Raw genomic sequence first — 16,114 nt, 5'->3', positions numbered from 1 at the left:
GGCACAACGCCCGACACTCAGCACCCAACGCCCAAGCGAAGTTTGATTTTTAGAAGCGGAAGTGGCTGAACGCCCGGTTGGCTTCTGCCATGCGGTGCACTTCGTCGCGCTTCTTCATGGCGCCGCCACGGCCTTCCGTGGCTTCCATCAGTTCGTTGGCCAGACGCAGGGCCATCGACTTTTCACCGCGCTTGCGGGCAGCTTCCTTGATCCAGCGCATCGACAGGGCGAGGCGACGGACAGGACGGACTTCGACCGGCACTTGATAGTTCGCACCGCCAACGCGGCGCGACTTCACTTCGACCATCGGCTTCACGTTGTTGATGGCAACGGTGAATGCTTCGAGAGGATCCTTGTCCGGGTTCTTCTTTTCGATGAAGTCGAGAGCACCGTAAATGATGCGCTCGGCGATCGCCTTCTTGCCGCCTTCCATGATCACGTTCATGAATTTGGACAGCTCGACATTGCCGTACTTGGGATCCGGCAGGATTTCACGTTTGGGGACTTCGCGACGACGTGGCATTTTTCTAACCTCTTTGCTTCAGTTGGCACCGCTTCCGGCACCGCGAGAGCCAGTCAGGACTCTCACTTACTCGACCCGACAGTGGGTCACTTCGTTCGATGTGCCCGCCAAGGCAACCGAACACCGTTTGTTTTTTGACGACAGGAAGGCTTAAGCCTTCTTGGGACGCTTCGCGCCGTACTTGGAACGCGACTGCTTGCGGTCTTTCACGCCTTGCAAGTCGAGCGAACCGCGCACGATGTGGTAACGCACACCGGGCAAGTCCTTGACACGACCGCCGCGAACCAGCACGACGCTGTGTTCCTGCAGGTTGTGGCCTTCGCCGCCGATGTAGGAGATGACTTCGAAGCCATTGGTCAGACGGACCTTGGCAACTTTACGAAGCGCCGAGTTGGGCTTCTTGGGCGTCGTGGTGTAGACGCGGGTGCAGACACCGCGACGTTGCGGCGAGTTCTGCATGGCAGGGCTCTTCGAATTGATCTTTTCGACCGTTCGACCCTGACGCACCAGTTGATTGATGGTTGGCATGAATGAATTAGTCCCAAAACAACCCGGCCCTGGTTGCAAAACCGCCCTTGGTCCTTGACGTGACGCAAGGCAAGGAAGCCGGGAATAACGAAAACGTGAAACCCTTCGGAAATTTCCGAAAAGCCCACGAGTATAGCAAACGAGTCTGAAACGGCAAGGTCAGCGGCAGCGGAAGACCGCTGGCGACCTTGTCACTCCTCCGACTTACTTGATCCAGAGCCGCACGGCATCCCAGGCGCGGCCGAATATCCCTGCCTGCTCGACGGCTTCCAGGGCGACCAGGGGCACGTCGGCGACCGGCTGGTCGTCCAGGGTGACCTTGAGCGAGCCGACGGCCTGGTACTTGGTGAACGGCGCCACCAGCGGATCGGGGCGCGACACCTGGGTCTTGATCTTGCTGGCGGTGCCGGCCGGCACCGCGACCACGATCGCCTCCGGACGGCCCAGTTTCAGCGTGTTCGCCTTGCCCTTCCAGACGGCCGGGGTAGCGGCTGGCTGGCCGGCGTCGAACAGGCGAACGGCGTCGTAGGCCGTGTAACCCCAGTTCAGCAGCTTCTGCGACTCGTTGGCTCGCACGGTCTCGCCCGTGGTTCCCAGCACGATCGACAGCAGGCGGCGGCCGCCGGTCAGGTTGGGGAAATCGCGCTTGGCGGTGGCGATCATGCAGTAGCCGGCCGCCTCGGTATGCCCGGTCTTCAGGCCGTCGACGGTCGGGTCGCGGAACAGCAGCAGATTGCGGTTGGTGTCGTTGGTCGACGGGGTGCCCGGGTAGCGGTACTTCTTGATTGCGTAGTACTTGGCTTCCTCGGGGAAGTCGCGCACCAGGCGGGTCGCCAGGATGCTCAGGTCGCGGGCCGTGGTGGTGTGGCCGGGCGCCGTCAGGCCTTCGGGGTTCTTGTAGCTCGTGTTCTTCATGCCCAGCGCCTTGGCCTGGGCATTCATCATCTCGACGAAGTGCTCCACCGTGCCGCCAACACCCTCGGCCAGCGCCACCGTGGCGTCGTTGCCCGACTGCACGATCAGGCCCTTGATCAGGTCTTCCACCGGCACCTGCATCTTGGGGTCGATGAACATGCGCGAACCGGGCATTTTCCAGGCGCGCGGGCTGACCGGCAGCGTCTGGGTCAGCGTGATCTTCTTGGCGCGCAGCGCATCGAACACCAGGTAAGCGGACATCAGCTTGGTGAGCGAAGCCGGCTCGACCGGGCTGTCGATGTCCTTCTGGGCCAGGATCTGGTTCGCGGTCACGTCGAGCAGCAGGTAGCTGCGCGCGGCAATTTCAGGCGGTGCCGGCACCTGGGCGGCGGCAATCAGGCTGACGGATGCGACGGCGGTAAAGACCAGCGCGCGGAGCGCGCCAAGAAAACGATTCATGGGGAGTTTGGAAAGAGACGAAAACAAGCCTGCGAGGCTTTCATGCGACGTCCGCGCGCAGATGGCGGACCACGAGACTTTTGAGCAGCGGCAATTGTCCGTGAAAGAAGTGGCCGCCCCCGGGGACGACTGTGACAGGAAGTGACTGCGGCCGCGCCCAGTCCATCACGGCGGACAGCGCCACGGTGTCGTCGGCTTCGCCATGAACCACCAGCATGCGCTCGTGCGCCTCGGCCGGCAGCGTGGCCACGGTGTTGCGCGCGGCGGCCGTGCCCACCAGCACGATCTGGCGGATGTCGCGTTCGGTCCAGAGCTTTGCGGCGGCACCGGTCGCAACGAACGCGCCGAATGAAAATCCGGCAATCGCCAGCGGCCCCTCGGGCGCGAGCTGGCCGACGACATTGAGCATGTCTTCCAGCTCGCCGCGCCCTTCGTCGTGAACGCCTTCACTGGCGCCCACGCCGCGGAAGTTGAAGCGCACCGTGGTCCACCCGCTGGCGACGAATGCGCGCGCCAGCGTCTGCACCACCTTGTTGTCCATCGTGCCGCCGAACAGCGGATGCGGATGGGCGATTACCGCGATGCCGCGCGGGGTGCCGGCAGGCTGGTCGCGTTGAACCTCGATTGCGCCGGCGGCGCCCTGGAGGCTGATCTTTTCGGTCTGGGAATTCATTGGCGCAAGGTACGAGCGGAGGGTCGGCGGAAAAGTTCAGCGTCCGACATCGGGAGGCAGCAGCAGCCGCTCGACGACCTGGCCGTTCTTCAGGTGCGACTCGACGATCTCGTCGATGTCATCGCCGTCAACGAAGGTGTACCAGACGGCCTCGGGGTACACCACAGCCACCGGCCCACCCGCGCAGCGGTCGAGGCAGCCGGCCTTGTTGACGCGCACCTTGCCGGGCCCGGATAGCCCTTCTTCCTTGACCTTCGCCTTGCAGCGGTCGAAGCCCTCCTGTGCGTTGTGCTTGGAGCAGGAGTCTTCGCCGTTCTTGCGCTCGTTGAGGCAAAAGAAGATGTGGCGGCCGTAATAGCCGGACGGCGCGGCGGGGGAGGAGCTGGGCATCAGCAGATTTTAGTGACCGCCCCTTGGCCTCGTGTCGATACCTTCAAACGTTCAGACCGTCGCGACGGCGTTGGGCCGCCCCCCCGGCGCGACAGGGTGACCACCACGTATGCCAGTACCGCGAAGGGCCAGGTCCAGCCCAGCCACTGCGCCAGCCCGTGGAAGCGGATGAAGCGCCCCTGCTCCCAGGTGGCCAGCGTCTGCGCGAAGTACGCGCTCTCGGGCGCCTGGTTCAGCAGGCTCAGCTGCAGCACGAGCCCCACCAGCAGCAGCGCCGCACACAAGCGGCGCGGCGCGAACAGCAACAGCACGCCAGCAAAGAACGCCGCGGCCATGCCGACCTGCACAGGCAGGCCCAGCCACGCCCATGCGTGCTCGGGCCCATAGCTCAATGCCGCCGACAGCGCCGAGGCCGCGATGCCGGCCAGCAGCGTCAGCGGCAGCAGCACCGCGCGCTGGACCACGGAGCGCGCCACCAGATAGCCCAGCAGGCACGGCACCAGCGCGCCGAGCATCACGCACAGCAGTTCCACCGCCGGCACCAGCGGCTCGAGCTCGAACTGCCGCAGCGGCAGCCAATCGATGAAGGGTGTGTCGAGCAGCCACTCGGAGATCGCCACTTCGAGCCGCTCGAACACCTGCCCCAGCCCGAAGGTGACGGCCGCCGGGAACAGCAGCGCAAAAGGCCACAGCGCGAGCAGCACCAGCGCGCCGCGCGAGTCCTCGGTAAACCACTGCGAACGCGCGCGGCTCCAGTGCGCAACCGCTCCCAGCCGTTCCAGTCCGGCCGCCAGCACAGCGCCGAGGACGGCGCCTGTCGTGTTGAACCCCAGGTCTACGTTGGAAGGAATGCGCGCGGGCAGGTAGCTCTGCAGCGTCTCCATGGCGAACGAGATCGCCGCCCCCGCCACGGTGGCGCGCAGTACTGCGTGCCAGACGCTGGTGGCCCGGCGCGTGCGCAACACCGCCAGGGCGCACAGGAAGCCGAAGGGCACGTAGCCCACCACGTTGACGGCGAAGTCGAAGCCCGTCCAGTACTTGGGCCAGGGCGCCCACAGATAGGCCCACGGCGCGATCCCCTGGTCGCGCCAGTCGGCGAACGGATACAGACTGGCGTAGACGATCAGCGCCGCGTATGCGAGCGCCAGGGGGAGCGCGGCGGACTTGTGCGGCCTCTCCACCGTGTGCACCGGGCTCAGAACGGCTTGACGACCACCAGGATCACGATGCCCAGCAGCAGCAGCACCGGCAGCTCGTTGAACCAGCGGAACCAGCGGTCGTTGCGCCGGTTCTCGCCCGCCACGAAGCGGCGCAGCAGCACGCCGCAGCCGTGGTGGTAGCCGATGGCCACCAGCACCAGCGCCAGCTTGGCGTGCATCCACCCATTACCCGGGCCGCGCCCGATGCCGTAGCCCAGCCAGAGCCACAGGCCGAAGCCGAGCGCGGGAACCGCCAGGAAAGTCGTGAATCGCATGAGCTTGCGCGCCATCAACAGCAGCCGCTCCCGCTCGGCCACCGACTCGGGCGGCACCATCGCCAGATTGACGAAGATCCGGGGCAGGTAGAACAACCCCGCGAACCAGCTTGCAATGAAGACGATGTGAAGAGATTTGACCCAGAGCATGGCGGCAGTTTAGGGGCGCCCCTCTTGCAGACCTCTCTTTTGCGGCGATGCCCCCGTACGACGGGCAAAAAAAAGCCCGACGTCTTCACGTCGGGCTGGGAAGCCCTTTTGCTGTCACACATCAAGGCACCCGCTCAGGGAGGAAAAGCGGGGAGCGGCAAGCCGCCCGCTTCAGAATTTAACAAAGACGAAACAAGGTTTCAAGCGACTGAGGCACTTTCTTTGACATTTGAAGCAAAAATTTGAGTACCTTGGTTCTACGAATTTCCGTAGTTGTCAGACAACTGGACACTCGGAGAGAAAGTCTGTGAAAGATCGCTTCAGGCACAATTTTGTATATATGACGTCATCTTCTTCCCCCCTGGCCATGTTCCCCGCCGGGCGGCCGCGGCGCCTGCGCCGCGACGCTTTCACCCGTAATCTGGTTCGAGAACACGCGCTGACGGTCAACGACCTGATCTATCCGGTGTTCGTGCAGGAAGGCGAGAAACGTCGCGATGCCGTCCCCTCGATGCCTGGCGTGGACCGCCTGAGCCTCGACCAGCTGCTGCCCGTGGCCGAGCAGTGCGTGGCGGCCGGCATCCCGGTGATGGCGCTGTTCCCGGTGATCGACGCCAGCCTCAAGACGCCCGATGGCCGCGAAGCCTTCAACCCCGACGGGCTGATTCCCCGCGTGGTGGCCGCCCTCAAGGCGCGCTTCCCCGAACTGGGCGTGATGACCGACGTTGCCCTCGACCCCTACACCAGCCACGGCCAGGACGGCCTGCTCGACGACACCGGCTACATCCTCAACGACGCGACCGTCGAAGTACTGGTGAAGCAGGCGCTCACACAATCGCAGGCCGGCGTGGACATTGTGGCGCCAAGCGACATGATGGACGGCCGCATCGGCGCCATCCGCACCGCGCTCGAAGCCCGCGGCGACATTCACACACGCATCATGGCCTACAGCGCCAAGTACGCCAGCGCCTTCTACGGCCCCTTCCGGGACGCCGTGGGCTCGGCTGCCACGCTCGGCAAGAGCAACAAGAAGGTCTACCAGATGGATCCCGGCAACAGCGACGAGGCCCTGCGCGAAGTCGCCATCGACATCGCCGAAGGCGCCGACATGGTCATGGTGAAGCCCGGCATGCCCTACCTCGACATCGTTCGCCGCGTGAAAGACCAGTTCCATGTGCCGACCTTCGCCTACCAGGTGAGCGGCGAGTACGCGATGCTCAAGGCGGCCGCCCAGAACGGCTGGCTCGACCACGACGCCGTGGTGCTCGAAAGCCTGCTGGCCTTCAAGCGCGCCGGCGCCGATGGCGTGCTGACCTATTTCGCGCTCGACGCCGCGCGCCTGCTGCAGAAGTAACGGCGCCCCAGCACGGCATGCGCATCTTCGAAATCACCCGCTCGCAGGTCAGCGAGCACGCCGCGCTGGCACCGCTGACCGTACCGGGCGCGTGCGGCACCGGCGGCTACCTCTGGATCTCCCTCACGCGGGAGGAATTCCGGGCCTCGCTGGCCGAGGTGCAGCAGATCCTGCAGACGCTGTGCCTCACGCAACTGGTCGACCTGCACGTGGCCGACCTGCTCAACGACCAGTTGCCCTCCCACTACGACTACACCTCGCAGTACGACGTGCTGGTGTTCCGGCGGCTGGCCAACGGACAAGGCCAGGCGGCGCTGGGCAACGGCAAGGGCAATGGCAGTGAGGCCCCGCCCTTGCCCCGCAGCGGCCCGCCCGTGCTGCGCCGCGTCGACACCCGCCCGGTGGGCTTCGCGGTGTTCGACCGCGTGCTGCTATCGGTGCACCCGGAAGACGGCGCGGTGCGCGACGCCTTCGCCACGCGCCTGCTGGCGGCCGCCTCGCCCGACGACCGCGGCGCCCCTGCGCTCGACGTGCGCGCCACCTCGGCCCGCCTGCCGACCAGCCCTTCGGACCTGATGCTGCGCGTGATCAACCAGATCGTCGACGGTTACCTCGACCTGCGGCGCGAACTCACCAAGCAGCTCGACCACTGGCAGACCGAACTGATCGACCCGCGCAGCCGCTTTACGAACTGGGGCGCGCTGATGGAGGCGCGCCAGTCGCTGCACCACCTGGACGAGATCTGCGAAGACCAGCGCGCCGCCATGCAGGACTGGATCGACTCGCTCGAGACGCTCCCCGTGCCCAAGGGCGAGACGGAGCTGCGTGAGCGCGAACTCATCATGATCCGCAGCCGCGACGTGCTCGAGCACATCGAGCGCGTGGTGCACCACGTGCACCGGCTGGAGCAGAACGCCGAGACTGCCGTGCAGATGCACTTCAGCGTCCAGGGCCACCGCGCCAACGACATCATGCGGGTGCTGACGGTGCTCACCGCCGTGTTCCTGCCGCTGAACCTCATCGCGGGCATCTTCGGCATGAACTTCGAATTCATACCGCTGGTGCACAAGGCCGACGGCTTCTGGATCGCGATGACGTCGATGCTGGTCATCGCGGTGGCGCTGGTGCTGATCTTCTGGCGCAAGCGCTATCTCGCGCGTACGCGCTGATTCCGGAATCGCCAACCAAAGAAAAAGGGCCACGCTTTCGCGTGGCCCTTTTGCATTTCGACGGCCCCAAGGGACCGCTTCAATTACTTGGCGACAGCGCCCGAACCTTGCTCGGCCTGAACGCGAGCGTCCATCGGGTTTTGCATGGTCGAGATGACGCGGCTGTTGACGCGCGAGCCGCCAGTCACGTTCTGGTCGGGAGCGTAGGAGGTGCGAACGGCTTCGGCTTGGACGATTGCGCGGTCCTTCGACACGGCGACCGTTTCCGGGCCGCGCGAACCGCGGGTCACGTTCTGGTTCGGAGCCGATGCGGCGCGCACGGCTTCGGCGTTGACTTCATCACGGCTCTTGGTCGAGACGGCGGTGTTCACGCCTTGGTACGTTTCAGCTTGAGCGCCAACGGCGGCCAGCAGGGTCAGGGCGGCAGCGGCGAGGATTTGCGAGGTCTTCATATTCAGTTCTCCTAGGATGTTCGTTGGATGGTTCGTCCACCAGGCTTGCTGGTTCGCTTGCCTGTGCGGCGAGTTTCCGGGCGAACTGCCATGCCAAAACACTCTGTTCAGAGACACCGTGTTTCCTCTATTGAAACAATGCCGACATCAAGGCATGCCAGCAGAAAAAAGCCGGGCCCGGTTCGCACCGGCCCGGCCTTGCAGGAGGAGGCTTCCGGCTTATCGCCGCGAGGCTTGGAACTGCGGCGGCACTTCGCTGTTGACGAAGGCACGGCGGTCCAGGTTCTGGTTCGGCGCGTGAGCGGCAGCCACGGCCTCGGCGCGGACCGACGCCCGATCCAGCGAACTCGGCCGCGAGATCAGGGGCGCCGCTACCACGTCGCCATAGACATTGCCACCGCGCGCCGCAGCATCGGCACCGGCCACCACATCGCTGCGGCTGGTGACGGTCTTGAGCGGCTGCACCGGCTCGAAGCCCTGTGCCTGCACGCCGGAGGCGGCGAGCAACAACAGGACGGCAGCGGCAATGATGTTCGGGATCTTCATTTCAGTTCCTTCCAACGGCCCAGCCAGGCTGGCGACGTCGGCGTGTAACCGAAGTGTCGCCCAAGCCAGCTAGGAAAAACCCGGGAGAATCGAACCATCGCGTTCCCAAAACGGAAACAATGGACTCATTCACATGGACAGTCTCGATCTGATCAGAACCTTCCGGGAAGTCGCCTCGCACGGCAGCTTTTCCCAGGCAGCCAAGAGGCTCGACATGTCGAAGGCCACCGTCAGCAAGTATGTGGCCGAGCTGGAAACCCGCTTCGGCGTGCGTCTTCTCAACCGCTCCACCCGTTCCGTGAGCCTCACCGACGCCGGCCAGCTCCTGCTGGAGCGCAGCACGCCGATGCTCGAGATGGTCGAGCTCACCCAGTCCGAGCTGCAGGACCGCGCCAGCCAACCCGGCGGGCGGCTGCGCATCTCTGCCCCGCACGGCATGGGCAGCGGCGAGTTTCCGAACCTGCTGGCCGACTTCATGCGCTACTACCCCGACGTGACCATCAGCCTGCAGCTGACCAACCGCGCCGTCGACCTCGCCGAGGAAGGCATCGACGTCGAACTGCGCAGCGGCCCCATCGAGGACGCGAACCTGATCGTGCGCAAGCTGCGGCTCATGAACATGGTGGTCTGCGCCTCGCCGGTCTACTGGAAGAAGCACGGCAAGCCCGAGCATCCGCGCGACCTGTCGGGCCACGACGCGCTCACGTTCTCGGCGCAGGGCCAGCAGCCGGCGTGGCGCTTCGACGACAACGGCACGCCGATCGACGTACCGGTGAAAAGCCGCATGGACTGTACCGAAGGCGCACCGCTGATCCGCGTGGCCATGCATGGCTTTGGCGTGATCTACCTGCCGTCGATCCTCGTGCAATCGCACCTCGACCACGGCGAGCTGGTGCCCGTGCTGCAGGATTACGCGCGCAAGGACGTGTGGTTTTCGGCCGCCTACCTGCAACGGCGCCACAACAGCGCTGCATTGCGCGCGCTGCTCGACTTCCTTCAGACCCGAGTCGGCCCGGGCGCCACGGCACGCAAGCCGAGCCATTCATGAAATGAAAAAACCCGGTGCTGCCGGGTTTTTTCATTGGAGGACGAACGCAGGCTCAGGCGAGATGCTTGGCGAAGAACGCCAGCGTGCGTTCGCGCGCCAGCTTGGCCGCGTCGGCGTTGTACGAGCCGCGCTGGTCGCAGTTGAAACCGTGGCCAACCGGATACACATGCACTTCCACCTCCGGATGCGCCTTCTTGAACGACTCGATGGTGTCCAGCGGAATCCAGTGATCCTGGTTGCCGAAGTGCGCGAGCACCGGCACCTTGGGCTGACGCGCCGTTTCTTCCGGCGAGGTCATGCCACCGCCGTAGTAAGGCGCGGCAGCAGCCAGGCCCGGCAGCAGCGCCGCCGAGCGCCACACCAGCAAGCCGCCCCAGCAGTAGCCGACGATGCCGACCTTGCCGGCCTTCGACGCGTAGGCGATCGACGCCTCGATGTCCTGCAGCACGCCCGGCGCCGGCAGCGCCTCGACAGCGGTCTTCAGGCCGAAGCCGTTCTTCATGTCGTCTTCCGAGTAGCCCATCTCCACGTCCGGTTTGACGCGCTGGAAGGTCGACGGCGCCACGGCCAGGTAGCCCTCTGCCGCATAGCCGTCCGCCACCGAGCGGATGTGCGAATTGACGCCGAAGATTTCCTGCACCACGACCACCGCGCCGCGCGGCTTGCCCGCCGGCTCGGCCACGTAGGCGGGGAAACTGAAGCCGTCCTTGGCCTTGAGATCGATGAATTGACCCATGTTGTCTTGCTCCTTGATGGCAAACAGATAGATGAATGAATGCCGGGGTTACGGGCACAGCGCCCGCTCGACGAAGTCGAGGCGGTCCTGCCCCCAGAAAATTTCGCCGTCGATCACGTAGCTGGGCGCGCCGAACACCTGGATGTCGATGGCCTCCTGCGTGTAGGCCTCGTAGCGCTCCTGCACCGCCTGGCTCAGCGACTGCTCGCCACGCTTGGGCGACAGCCCGCACTCGACGATCAGCGAATCGAGCACCTTCGGGTCGCCGATGTTGCGCTCCTGCACCCACACGGCCGCGAACACCGCCGCGCACATGCGCATCGCGGCCTCGGTGCCGTCGTGCATATCGACCGCGATGATGACCCGCGCCGCGTCGTCGCTGGCCACCGGAAAGAACTTCGGCTTGACGTTCAGCGGCAGGCCGAGATAGCTCGAATAGCGCGCGAGGTCGACCAGCCGGTAAGCCTGCCGCTGCGGCGCGCGCTTGCCCAGCGGCAGCCCGCCGGACACGGGAAACACGCTGCCCATGTCGATGGGCCGCACGCGCACCGTGGCGCCGGCGGCCGCGGCAATCGCCGCAAAGCGGGAATGCCCCAAGTAGGTCCACGGGCTCTGTGGCGCAAAGTAGTAGTCAATCGTCTTGCTCTTGCTGGTGCTCATGCGCGTGCCCCCGATGATGTAATCCAAGCCAACGGTTTTAACTGACACGCAGTTTCTCTGCAGGAGGTAGGTTTTGGACCACGTGCTCTTGATCACGGGCGGCGGCCGCGGCATCGGCGCCGCCACCGCCCTGCTCGCCGCGCAGCGCGGCTATGCGGTGGCCGTCAACTACGCCAGCAATTCGCTGGCCGCCGACGAGGTGGTGCGCACCATCCGCGCAAACGGCGGTGCCGCCATGGCCGTGCAGGCCGACGTGGGCGACGAGGCGCAGGTGCTCGCCATGTTCCAGAAGGTCGATGCCAGATTCGGCCGCCTCACAGCCCTCGTCAACAACGCCGGCGTGGTCGACGTGCAGGCGCGCGTCGCCGACATGAGCGTGGCGCGGCTGGAGCGCATGTTCCGCATCAACGTGATCGGCAGCTTCATCTGCGCGCGCGAGGCCGTGCGGCGCATGAGCACCCGCTACGGCGGCGCGGGCGGCGCCATCGTCAACATCTCCAGCGGCGCCGCGCGGCTGGGTTCGCCCGACCAGTACGTCGACTACGCCGCCAGCAAAGGCGCCATCGACACCTTCACCATTGGCCTGGCCAAGGAAGTGGCCGCCGAAGGCATTCGCGTCAACGCAGTGCGCCCCGGCCTGATCGACACCGAGATCCACGCCTCCGGCGGCATGCCCGACCGCGCCTTCGACCTCGCGCCCACCGTGCCCATGCAGCGCACCGGCAGCGCCGACGAGATTGCCGGCGCGATCCTGTGGCTGCTGTCGCCGGAGGCCAGCTACACCACCATGGCCCTGCTCGACGTTACCGGAGGCCGTTGAACATGAGCACCTCCATGGACCTGATCAAGCCGCTGGTGACGCTGGTGGCCATCGTCAACCCGCTGGCCATCGTGCCCTTCTTCATCCACTACACGCAGGGCTACAGCGACGCGCAGCGCCGCCACACGGTGCGCATGTCGGCCTTCAGCGCGTTCGTGGTCATCGCGGTGAGCGCGCTGCTGGGCCTGCAGCTGCTGTCCTTCTTCGGCATTTCCATCGCGAGCTTCCAGGTCGGTGGCGGCCTGCTGCTGCTCATGAGTTCGCTGTCGATGCTCAACGCCCAGCCGGCCGAGAGCAAGACCAACGTCGAGGAGCTTCGCGCCACCGAGGTGAAGGCGTCGATGGGCGCGTCGATCGCAGTGGTGCCACTCACCATTCCGCTGCTCACCGGCCCTGCCACCATCTCCACCGTGGTCATCTACGCCGACAAGGCACAGCACTTGTGGGAGCTTGCAATTCTGGTGGGCTACGGCGTGGTGGTGGCGCTGGCCACTGCCCTGGCCTTCTCGCTCGCACAGCCGATCGCGCGCGTGCTCGGCAAGACCGGCATCAACATCATGACGCGACTGATGGGGCTGATTCTTGCGGCGCTCGCGGTCGAGGTGATGGCCGACGGGCTCGGCAAGCTGTTCCCGATCCTGAACAAGATCAGCTGAACATCAAGCCAGCCGGCTCAGGCCAGCATCTTCTCGATGATCTTCCAGTGCGCAGGCTCCACCGGCGTGATCGACAGCCGGTTGCCCTTGCGCAGCACGATCAGCTCGGCCAGCTCCGGCCTGGCGCGCAACTCGGGGAGCGCCAGCAGCCGCGTCTTGCGCACCGCCTGCACATCCACCAGCAGCCAGCGCGGGTCGTCCTTCTTCGAGCCTGCGTCGTAGTAGGGCGACTTCGCGTCGAACTGCGTCGGATCGGGCTTGATGCCCGAAGCCACTCGCGCTATGCCGGCAATGCCCGGCTCCGGGCAGCTCGAGTGATAGAACAGCACGCCGTCGCCGACCTTCATGCCGTCGCGCATGAAGTTGCGTGCCTGATAGTTGCGCACGCCGGTCCACGCCACAGTGGCGCCGGGTGCGGTGAGCGCATCGTCGATAGAGACCTCGTCGGGCTCGGATTTCATCAACCAGTAATTGGGCATGGTCCCGTCATGGTGTCACATAGTCCGAAACCACGACCCACTTGCCGTCTTTGATCTGCGACAGGCGTGACTGGTCGTTGCCCAGGCGCTTGGTGGCCGTGTAGTTGCTCTTCGGGCTGCCGAACATGTCGGGCTCGAAGGTCATGCTGTCCATGGACTTGATGAAGCTGTCGGTCGTGAGGTTCGGGCCGGCCTTGGTCGCCGCCTTGATGAACGAATCGATGATCACGTAGCCGTACACCGAGAACACCGTCGGGTCCTCGTTGAACTTGGTCTTGTACTTGTTGGCCCAGAAGCGCAGCGGCTGCGACTGCTCGTCCGTGTAGGGGTTCTGCACCGTCATGGTGGCGTAGACGCCGTCCATCGCCTTGCCGCCCAGCTTGTGGATCAGGTCGGTGTAGGAAGCGCTCGAACCCAGGAAGGTCGGGTTGAAGCCGGTCTTGCGCGACTCGCCCACTGTGCCGATGGTCTCGCGAATGATGGTGCCGAGCACCACGAGGTCGCAGTTGGCGGCCTTCATCTTCGCGACCTGCGAGCTGAAGTCGGTGGCGCCTCGCTTGAACGAGGTTTTCTCGGCCAGCTCCATACCCGCGGCCTTCAGGCCTGCCTCCGCGCCGCGCTGCACCTCGAGCCCGAACTCGTCGTCCTGGTAGATGGTGCAGACCTTCTTGGCGCCCTTGTCCTTGATCATCTTCGGCAGCGCCAGGCGGATCTGGTCGTAGTAGGTGGCCGCGAACGAATACTTCAGCCGGTTCAGCGGCTCGTACATTTCGCGCGCCGCGGTAATGGGCATGAAGTTGACGACGTTCTTGTCGAACTGCACCGGCATTGCCGCCATGTTCTGCGCCGTGCCGATGTGGCCGGCCATGATGAAGATCTTTTCCTGGTTCACCAGCTTCTGCGCGGCCAGCACCGCCTTCTTCGGGTCGTAGCCCGAGTCTTCGACGAACAGCTTGAGCTTGCGGCCGTTGAGGCTGCCCTGCTCGTTGAGTTCGTCCACCCGCAGCTGCATGCCGTTGCGCGCCTGCTTGCCGAAGCCCGCGAGCGGACCCGACAGGTCCTGGATGGTGCCGATGCGGATCTCGTCCTTGCTCACGCCCTGCTGCTGAGCGGACGCAAGCGTCGCGATCAGGCCCAGCACGGCCAGCGTCGTCAGTGTCTTGAGCTTCATGCGGTTGTCTCCTCGGGTTGACGAAAAAAACGGATCTGCAGCAATCTCGGTCAGCGATACATGGCCTCGATGCGCTCGGCGTACTTGGTCTGCACCAGCTTGCGCTTGAGCTTCATCGTGGGCGTGAGCTCCTCGTCCTCGGCGCTGAGCTGCGTTTCGAGCAGAAAGAACTTCTTGATCTGCTCGACACGCGCGAACCTGGCGTTGACGCGATCGATCTCGCCCTGGATCAAATCCTGCACTTCCTTCGTGCGCGTCAGGCTCTCGTAGTTGCTGAACGGCACGTCGTGGTCCTGTGCAAACTTCTCGACGTTCTCCTGGTCGATCATGACGATCACCGTGAGGTAGGGCTTCTTGTCGCCGATGACCACGGCATCGGTGATGTAGAGGCTGAACTTGAGCTCGTTCTCCAGCTCGCTCGGCGTCACGTTCTTCCCACCCGCCGTGATGATGATGTCTTTCATCCGGTCGGTGATGCGGAAATACCCGTCCTCGTCCATCACGCCCACGTCGCCCGTGTGCAGCCAGCCTTCGGCATCGATGGTCTCGGCGGTCTTCTCGGGCAGGTTGAGGTAACCCATGAAGACATTGGGGCCGCGCACCAGAATCTCGCCGGAGGCGGCGTCGATGCGCACCTCGTTGTAGCCAGTGGCCGGCCCGATCGAGCCCGGCTTGATGCGAGTGGCCGGCACGGCGGTGGAAGCCCCGCACGACTCCGTCATGCCCCACACCTCCAGCATCGGCACGCCGAGCGCGAGATACCACTTCACCAGCTCGGGCGAAATAGGCGCCGCGCCCGTCACCAGAAAGCGCGAACGGTGGATGCCGATGAGCTTTCGTGCGTTGTCCAGCGCCAGCACGCGCGCCAGCCTGAACTTGAACTTCAGCACCGGGCCGACGTCTTCGCCCGCCAGCACGCGGTTGGCGATCTCCTCGCCCACGCCGATGCTCCACTTGTAGGCGGCCTGCTGCAGCGGGCTGGCTTCCTTCAGCGCGATCATCACGCCCGAATAAAACTTCTCCCACACGCGCGGCACGGCCGTGAACACGGTGGGTGCAATCTCGCGCACGTTCTCGGGCACCGTCTCCGGGTTCTCTACGAAGTTGAGGATCGAGCCGGTATACATCGCGAAGTACTCGCCGCCCATGCGCTCGGCGATGTGGCACAGCGGCAGGAAGCACATGCGCTCGTCCCTCTCGTCCTGCGCGATGAGCGTGTTGTAGCCGCGCGCGGTGTACACGAGCCCGGCGTGGCTGTGCATCGCGCCCTTGGGCTTGCCGGTGGTGCCCGAGGTGTAGACGAGGATGGCGAGATCTTCGGGCCGGCAGGCCGCCACAGTGCGCTCCACGGCCTGCGGGTCGGCGGCCAGGTGCGCGCGGCCGAGGGTACGCAGCGCGTCGAGGCTCATCACCGCCGCATCGTCGAGGTCGCGCAGGCCCTCCATGTCGAACACGATCACGCAGCGCAGCCCCGGCAGGCCGGCGCGCACTTCGAGCGCCTTGTCGAGCTGCTCGTCGTCTTCCACGAAGAGCACGGTGGTGCGCGAGTCTTCGCAGAGGTAGTGCACCTGCGAAGCCGCATCGGTCGGATAAATGCCGTTGGACACACCCCCGCAGCTGAGCACAGCCAGGTCGGCGAGCACCCATTCGATAACGGTGTTCGACAAAATCGACGCGCACTCGCCCGGCGCAAAGCCGATGGCCTGGAGCCCGGCCGCGATCTCGCGCACCGCGTCGGCCGTCTGGTGCCAGCTCCAGCTGCGCCAGATGCCCAGCTCCTTTTGCCGCATCCAGATGTTGTCGCCGCGCTGCTTCACGGCATTCCAGAACATCGCGGGAATGGTGTCGCCGGGCACGACGACGTCGAGCCGGGGCTCGAAGGTGTTGAGTTCCCAGAGTCCTTGCATGGTG

19 protein-coding genes are annotated in these 16,114 nt (G+C 65.1%); 5 read left to right on the top strand and 14 right to left on the bottom strand.

The window, feature by feature from the left end:
• Positions 1-49: 49 nt before the first annotated feature.
• From rpsG to NWF24_RS00760, 7 genes are all read right to left on the bottom strand, one after another.
• Positions 50-523 (bottom strand): 30S ribosomal protein S7, encoded by a 474-nt coding sequence (gene rpsG / locus NWF24_RS00790; protein ID WP_013543947.1) that lies wholly within the window; start codon positions 521-523, stop codon positions 50-52.
• Between the two features lie 150 nt (positions 524-673).
• Positions 674-1,051, bottom strand: a complete 378-nt coding sequence (gene rpsL, locus NWF24_RS00785) for a 30S ribosomal protein S12 (protein WP_013543948.1) — start codon at positions 1,049-1,051, stop codon at positions 674-676.
• Between the two features lie 204 nt (positions 1,052-1,255).
• A complete protein-coding gene (locus NWF24_RS00780; RefSeq protein WP_258352516.1) occupies positions 1,256-2,425 on the bottom strand; it encodes a D-alanyl-D-alanine carboxypeptidase family protein in 1,170 nt (389 codons plus the stop codon).
• Positions 2,426-2,465: 40 nt separating this feature from the next.
• Complete coding sequence (locus tag NWF24_RS00775) at positions 2,466-3,098, bottom strand: alpha/beta hydrolase (protein WP_258352515.1); 633 nt, start codon at positions 3,096-3,098, stop codon at positions 2,466-2,468.
• 36 nt (positions 3,099-3,134) lie between these two features.
• Positions 3,135-3,488 carry a (2Fe-2S) ferredoxin domain-containing protein gene (locus tag NWF24_RS00770; protein WP_258352513.1) on the bottom strand — a complete coding sequence of 118 codons (354 nt, stop codon included), beginning with the start codon at positions 3,486-3,488 and terminating at the stop codon, positions 3,135-3,137.
• Positions 3,488-4,669, bottom strand: a complete 1,182-nt coding sequence (locus NWF24_RS00765; protein WP_258352512.1) for a VanZ family protein — start codon at positions 4,667-4,669, stop codon at positions 3,488-3,490. Before NWF24_RS00765 ends, NWF24_RS00770 begins: the two co-directional genes overlap by 1 nt.
• 14 nt (positions 4,670-4,683) lie before the next feature.
• Complete coding sequence (locus tag NWF24_RS00760) at positions 4,684-5,112, bottom strand: CopD family protein (protein ID WP_056522085.1); 429 nt, start codon at positions 5,110-5,112, stop codon at positions 4,684-4,686.
• Between the two features lie 340 nt (positions 5,113-5,452).
• Between NWF24_RS00760 and hemB the strand changes: the two genes are divergently transcribed.
• Positions 5,453-6,466, top strand: a complete 1,014-nt coding sequence (gene hemB / locus NWF24_RS00755) for a porphobilinogen synthase (RefSeq protein WP_258352511.1) — start codon at positions 5,453-5,455, stop codon at positions 6,464-6,466.
• Between the two features lie 17 nt (positions 6,467-6,483).
• A complete protein-coding gene (locus tag NWF24_RS00750; protein WP_258352510.1) occupies positions 6,484-7,635 on the top strand; it encodes a magnesium transporter CorA family protein in 1,152 nt (383 codons plus the stop codon).
• Between the two features lie 83 nt (positions 7,636-7,718).
• Here NWF24_RS00750 and NWF24_RS00745 read toward each other — a convergent pair whose 3' ends face one another.
• A complete protein-coding gene (locus NWF24_RS00745) occupies positions 7,719-8,087 on the bottom strand; it encodes a DUF4148 domain-containing protein (protein WP_093058720.1) in 369 nt (122 codons plus the stop codon).
• A gap of 219 nt (positions 8,088-8,306) precedes the next feature.
• A complete protein-coding gene (locus tag NWF24_RS00740; protein WP_258352509.1) occupies positions 8,307-8,633 on the bottom strand; it encodes an alpha/beta hydrolase in 327 nt (108 codons plus the stop codon).
• Between the two features lie 133 nt (positions 8,634-8,766).
• Between NWF24_RS00740 and NWF24_RS00735 the strand changes: the two genes are divergently transcribed.
• On the top strand, positions 8,767-9,681 hold the full coding sequence (locus NWF24_RS00735; RefSeq protein WP_258352508.1) for a LysR family transcriptional regulator: 915 nt from the start codon (positions 8,767-8,769) through the stop codon (positions 9,679-9,681).
• Positions 9,682-9,733: 52 nt separating this feature from the next.
• Here the strand turns inward: NWF24_RS00735 and NWF24_RS00730 are convergent, their stop codons facing one another.
• On the bottom strand, positions 9,734-10,417 hold the full coding sequence (locus NWF24_RS00730) for a dienelactone hydrolase family protein (RefSeq protein WP_258352507.1): 684 nt from the start codon (positions 10,415-10,417) through the stop codon (positions 9,734-9,736).
• Between the two features lie 48 nt (positions 10,418-10,465).
• On the bottom strand, positions 10,466-11,077 hold the full coding sequence (locus tag NWF24_RS00725; protein ID WP_258352506.1) for a 2-hydroxychromene-2-carboxylate isomerase: 612 nt from the start codon (positions 11,075-11,077) through the stop codon (positions 10,466-10,468).
• A gap of 73 nt (positions 11,078-11,150) precedes the next feature.
• Between NWF24_RS00725 and NWF24_RS00720 the strand changes: the two genes are divergently transcribed.
• Both NWF24_RS00720 and NWF24_RS00715 read left to right on the top strand, forming a co-directional pair.
• Positions 11,151-11,897 (top strand): SDR family oxidoreductase, encoded by a 747-nt coding sequence (locus NWF24_RS00720; RefSeq protein WP_258352505.1) that lies wholly within the window; start codon positions 11,151-11,153, stop codon positions 11,895-11,897.
• A 2-nt stretch (positions 11,898-11,899) separates the two neighbouring features.
• On the top strand, positions 11,900-12,553 hold the full coding sequence (locus NWF24_RS00715; protein WP_258352504.1) for a MarC family protein: 654 nt from the start codon (positions 11,900-11,902) through the stop codon (positions 12,551-12,553).
• A 17-nt stretch (positions 12,554-12,570) separates the two neighbouring features.
• On the opposite strand, the gene NWF24_RS00710 is transcribed toward NWF24_RS00715, so the two are convergent.
• From NWF24_RS00710 to NWF24_RS00700, 3 genes are read right to left on the bottom strand one after another with little or no spacing between them, the layout of a single operon-like run.
• Complete coding sequence (locus tag NWF24_RS00710; protein ID WP_258352503.1) at positions 12,571-13,032, bottom strand: EVE domain-containing protein; 462 nt, start codon at positions 13,030-13,032, stop codon at positions 12,571-12,573.
• Between the two features lie 7 nt (positions 13,033-13,039).
• Positions 13,040-14,203, bottom strand: a complete 1,164-nt coding sequence (locus NWF24_RS00705) for an ABC transporter substrate-binding protein (protein WP_258352502.1) — start codon at positions 14,201-14,203, stop codon at positions 13,040-13,042.
• Positions 14,204-14,253: 50 nt separating this feature from the next.
• Complete coding sequence (locus NWF24_RS00700) at positions 14,254-16,110, bottom strand: AMP-dependent synthetase/ligase (protein WP_258352501.1); 1,857 nt, start codon at positions 16,108-16,110, stop codon at positions 14,254-14,256.
• Positions 16,111-16,114 lie beyond the last annotated feature (4 nt).

Source organism: Variovorax paradoxus (assembly GCF_024734665.1).
Lineage (GTDB): Bacteria > Pseudomonadota > Gammaproteobacteria > Burkholderiales > Burkholderiaceae_C > Variovorax.
The sequence above is the reverse complement of the archived record's forward strand: the minus strand, read 5'-3'. Positions and strand labels throughout refer to the sequence as shown.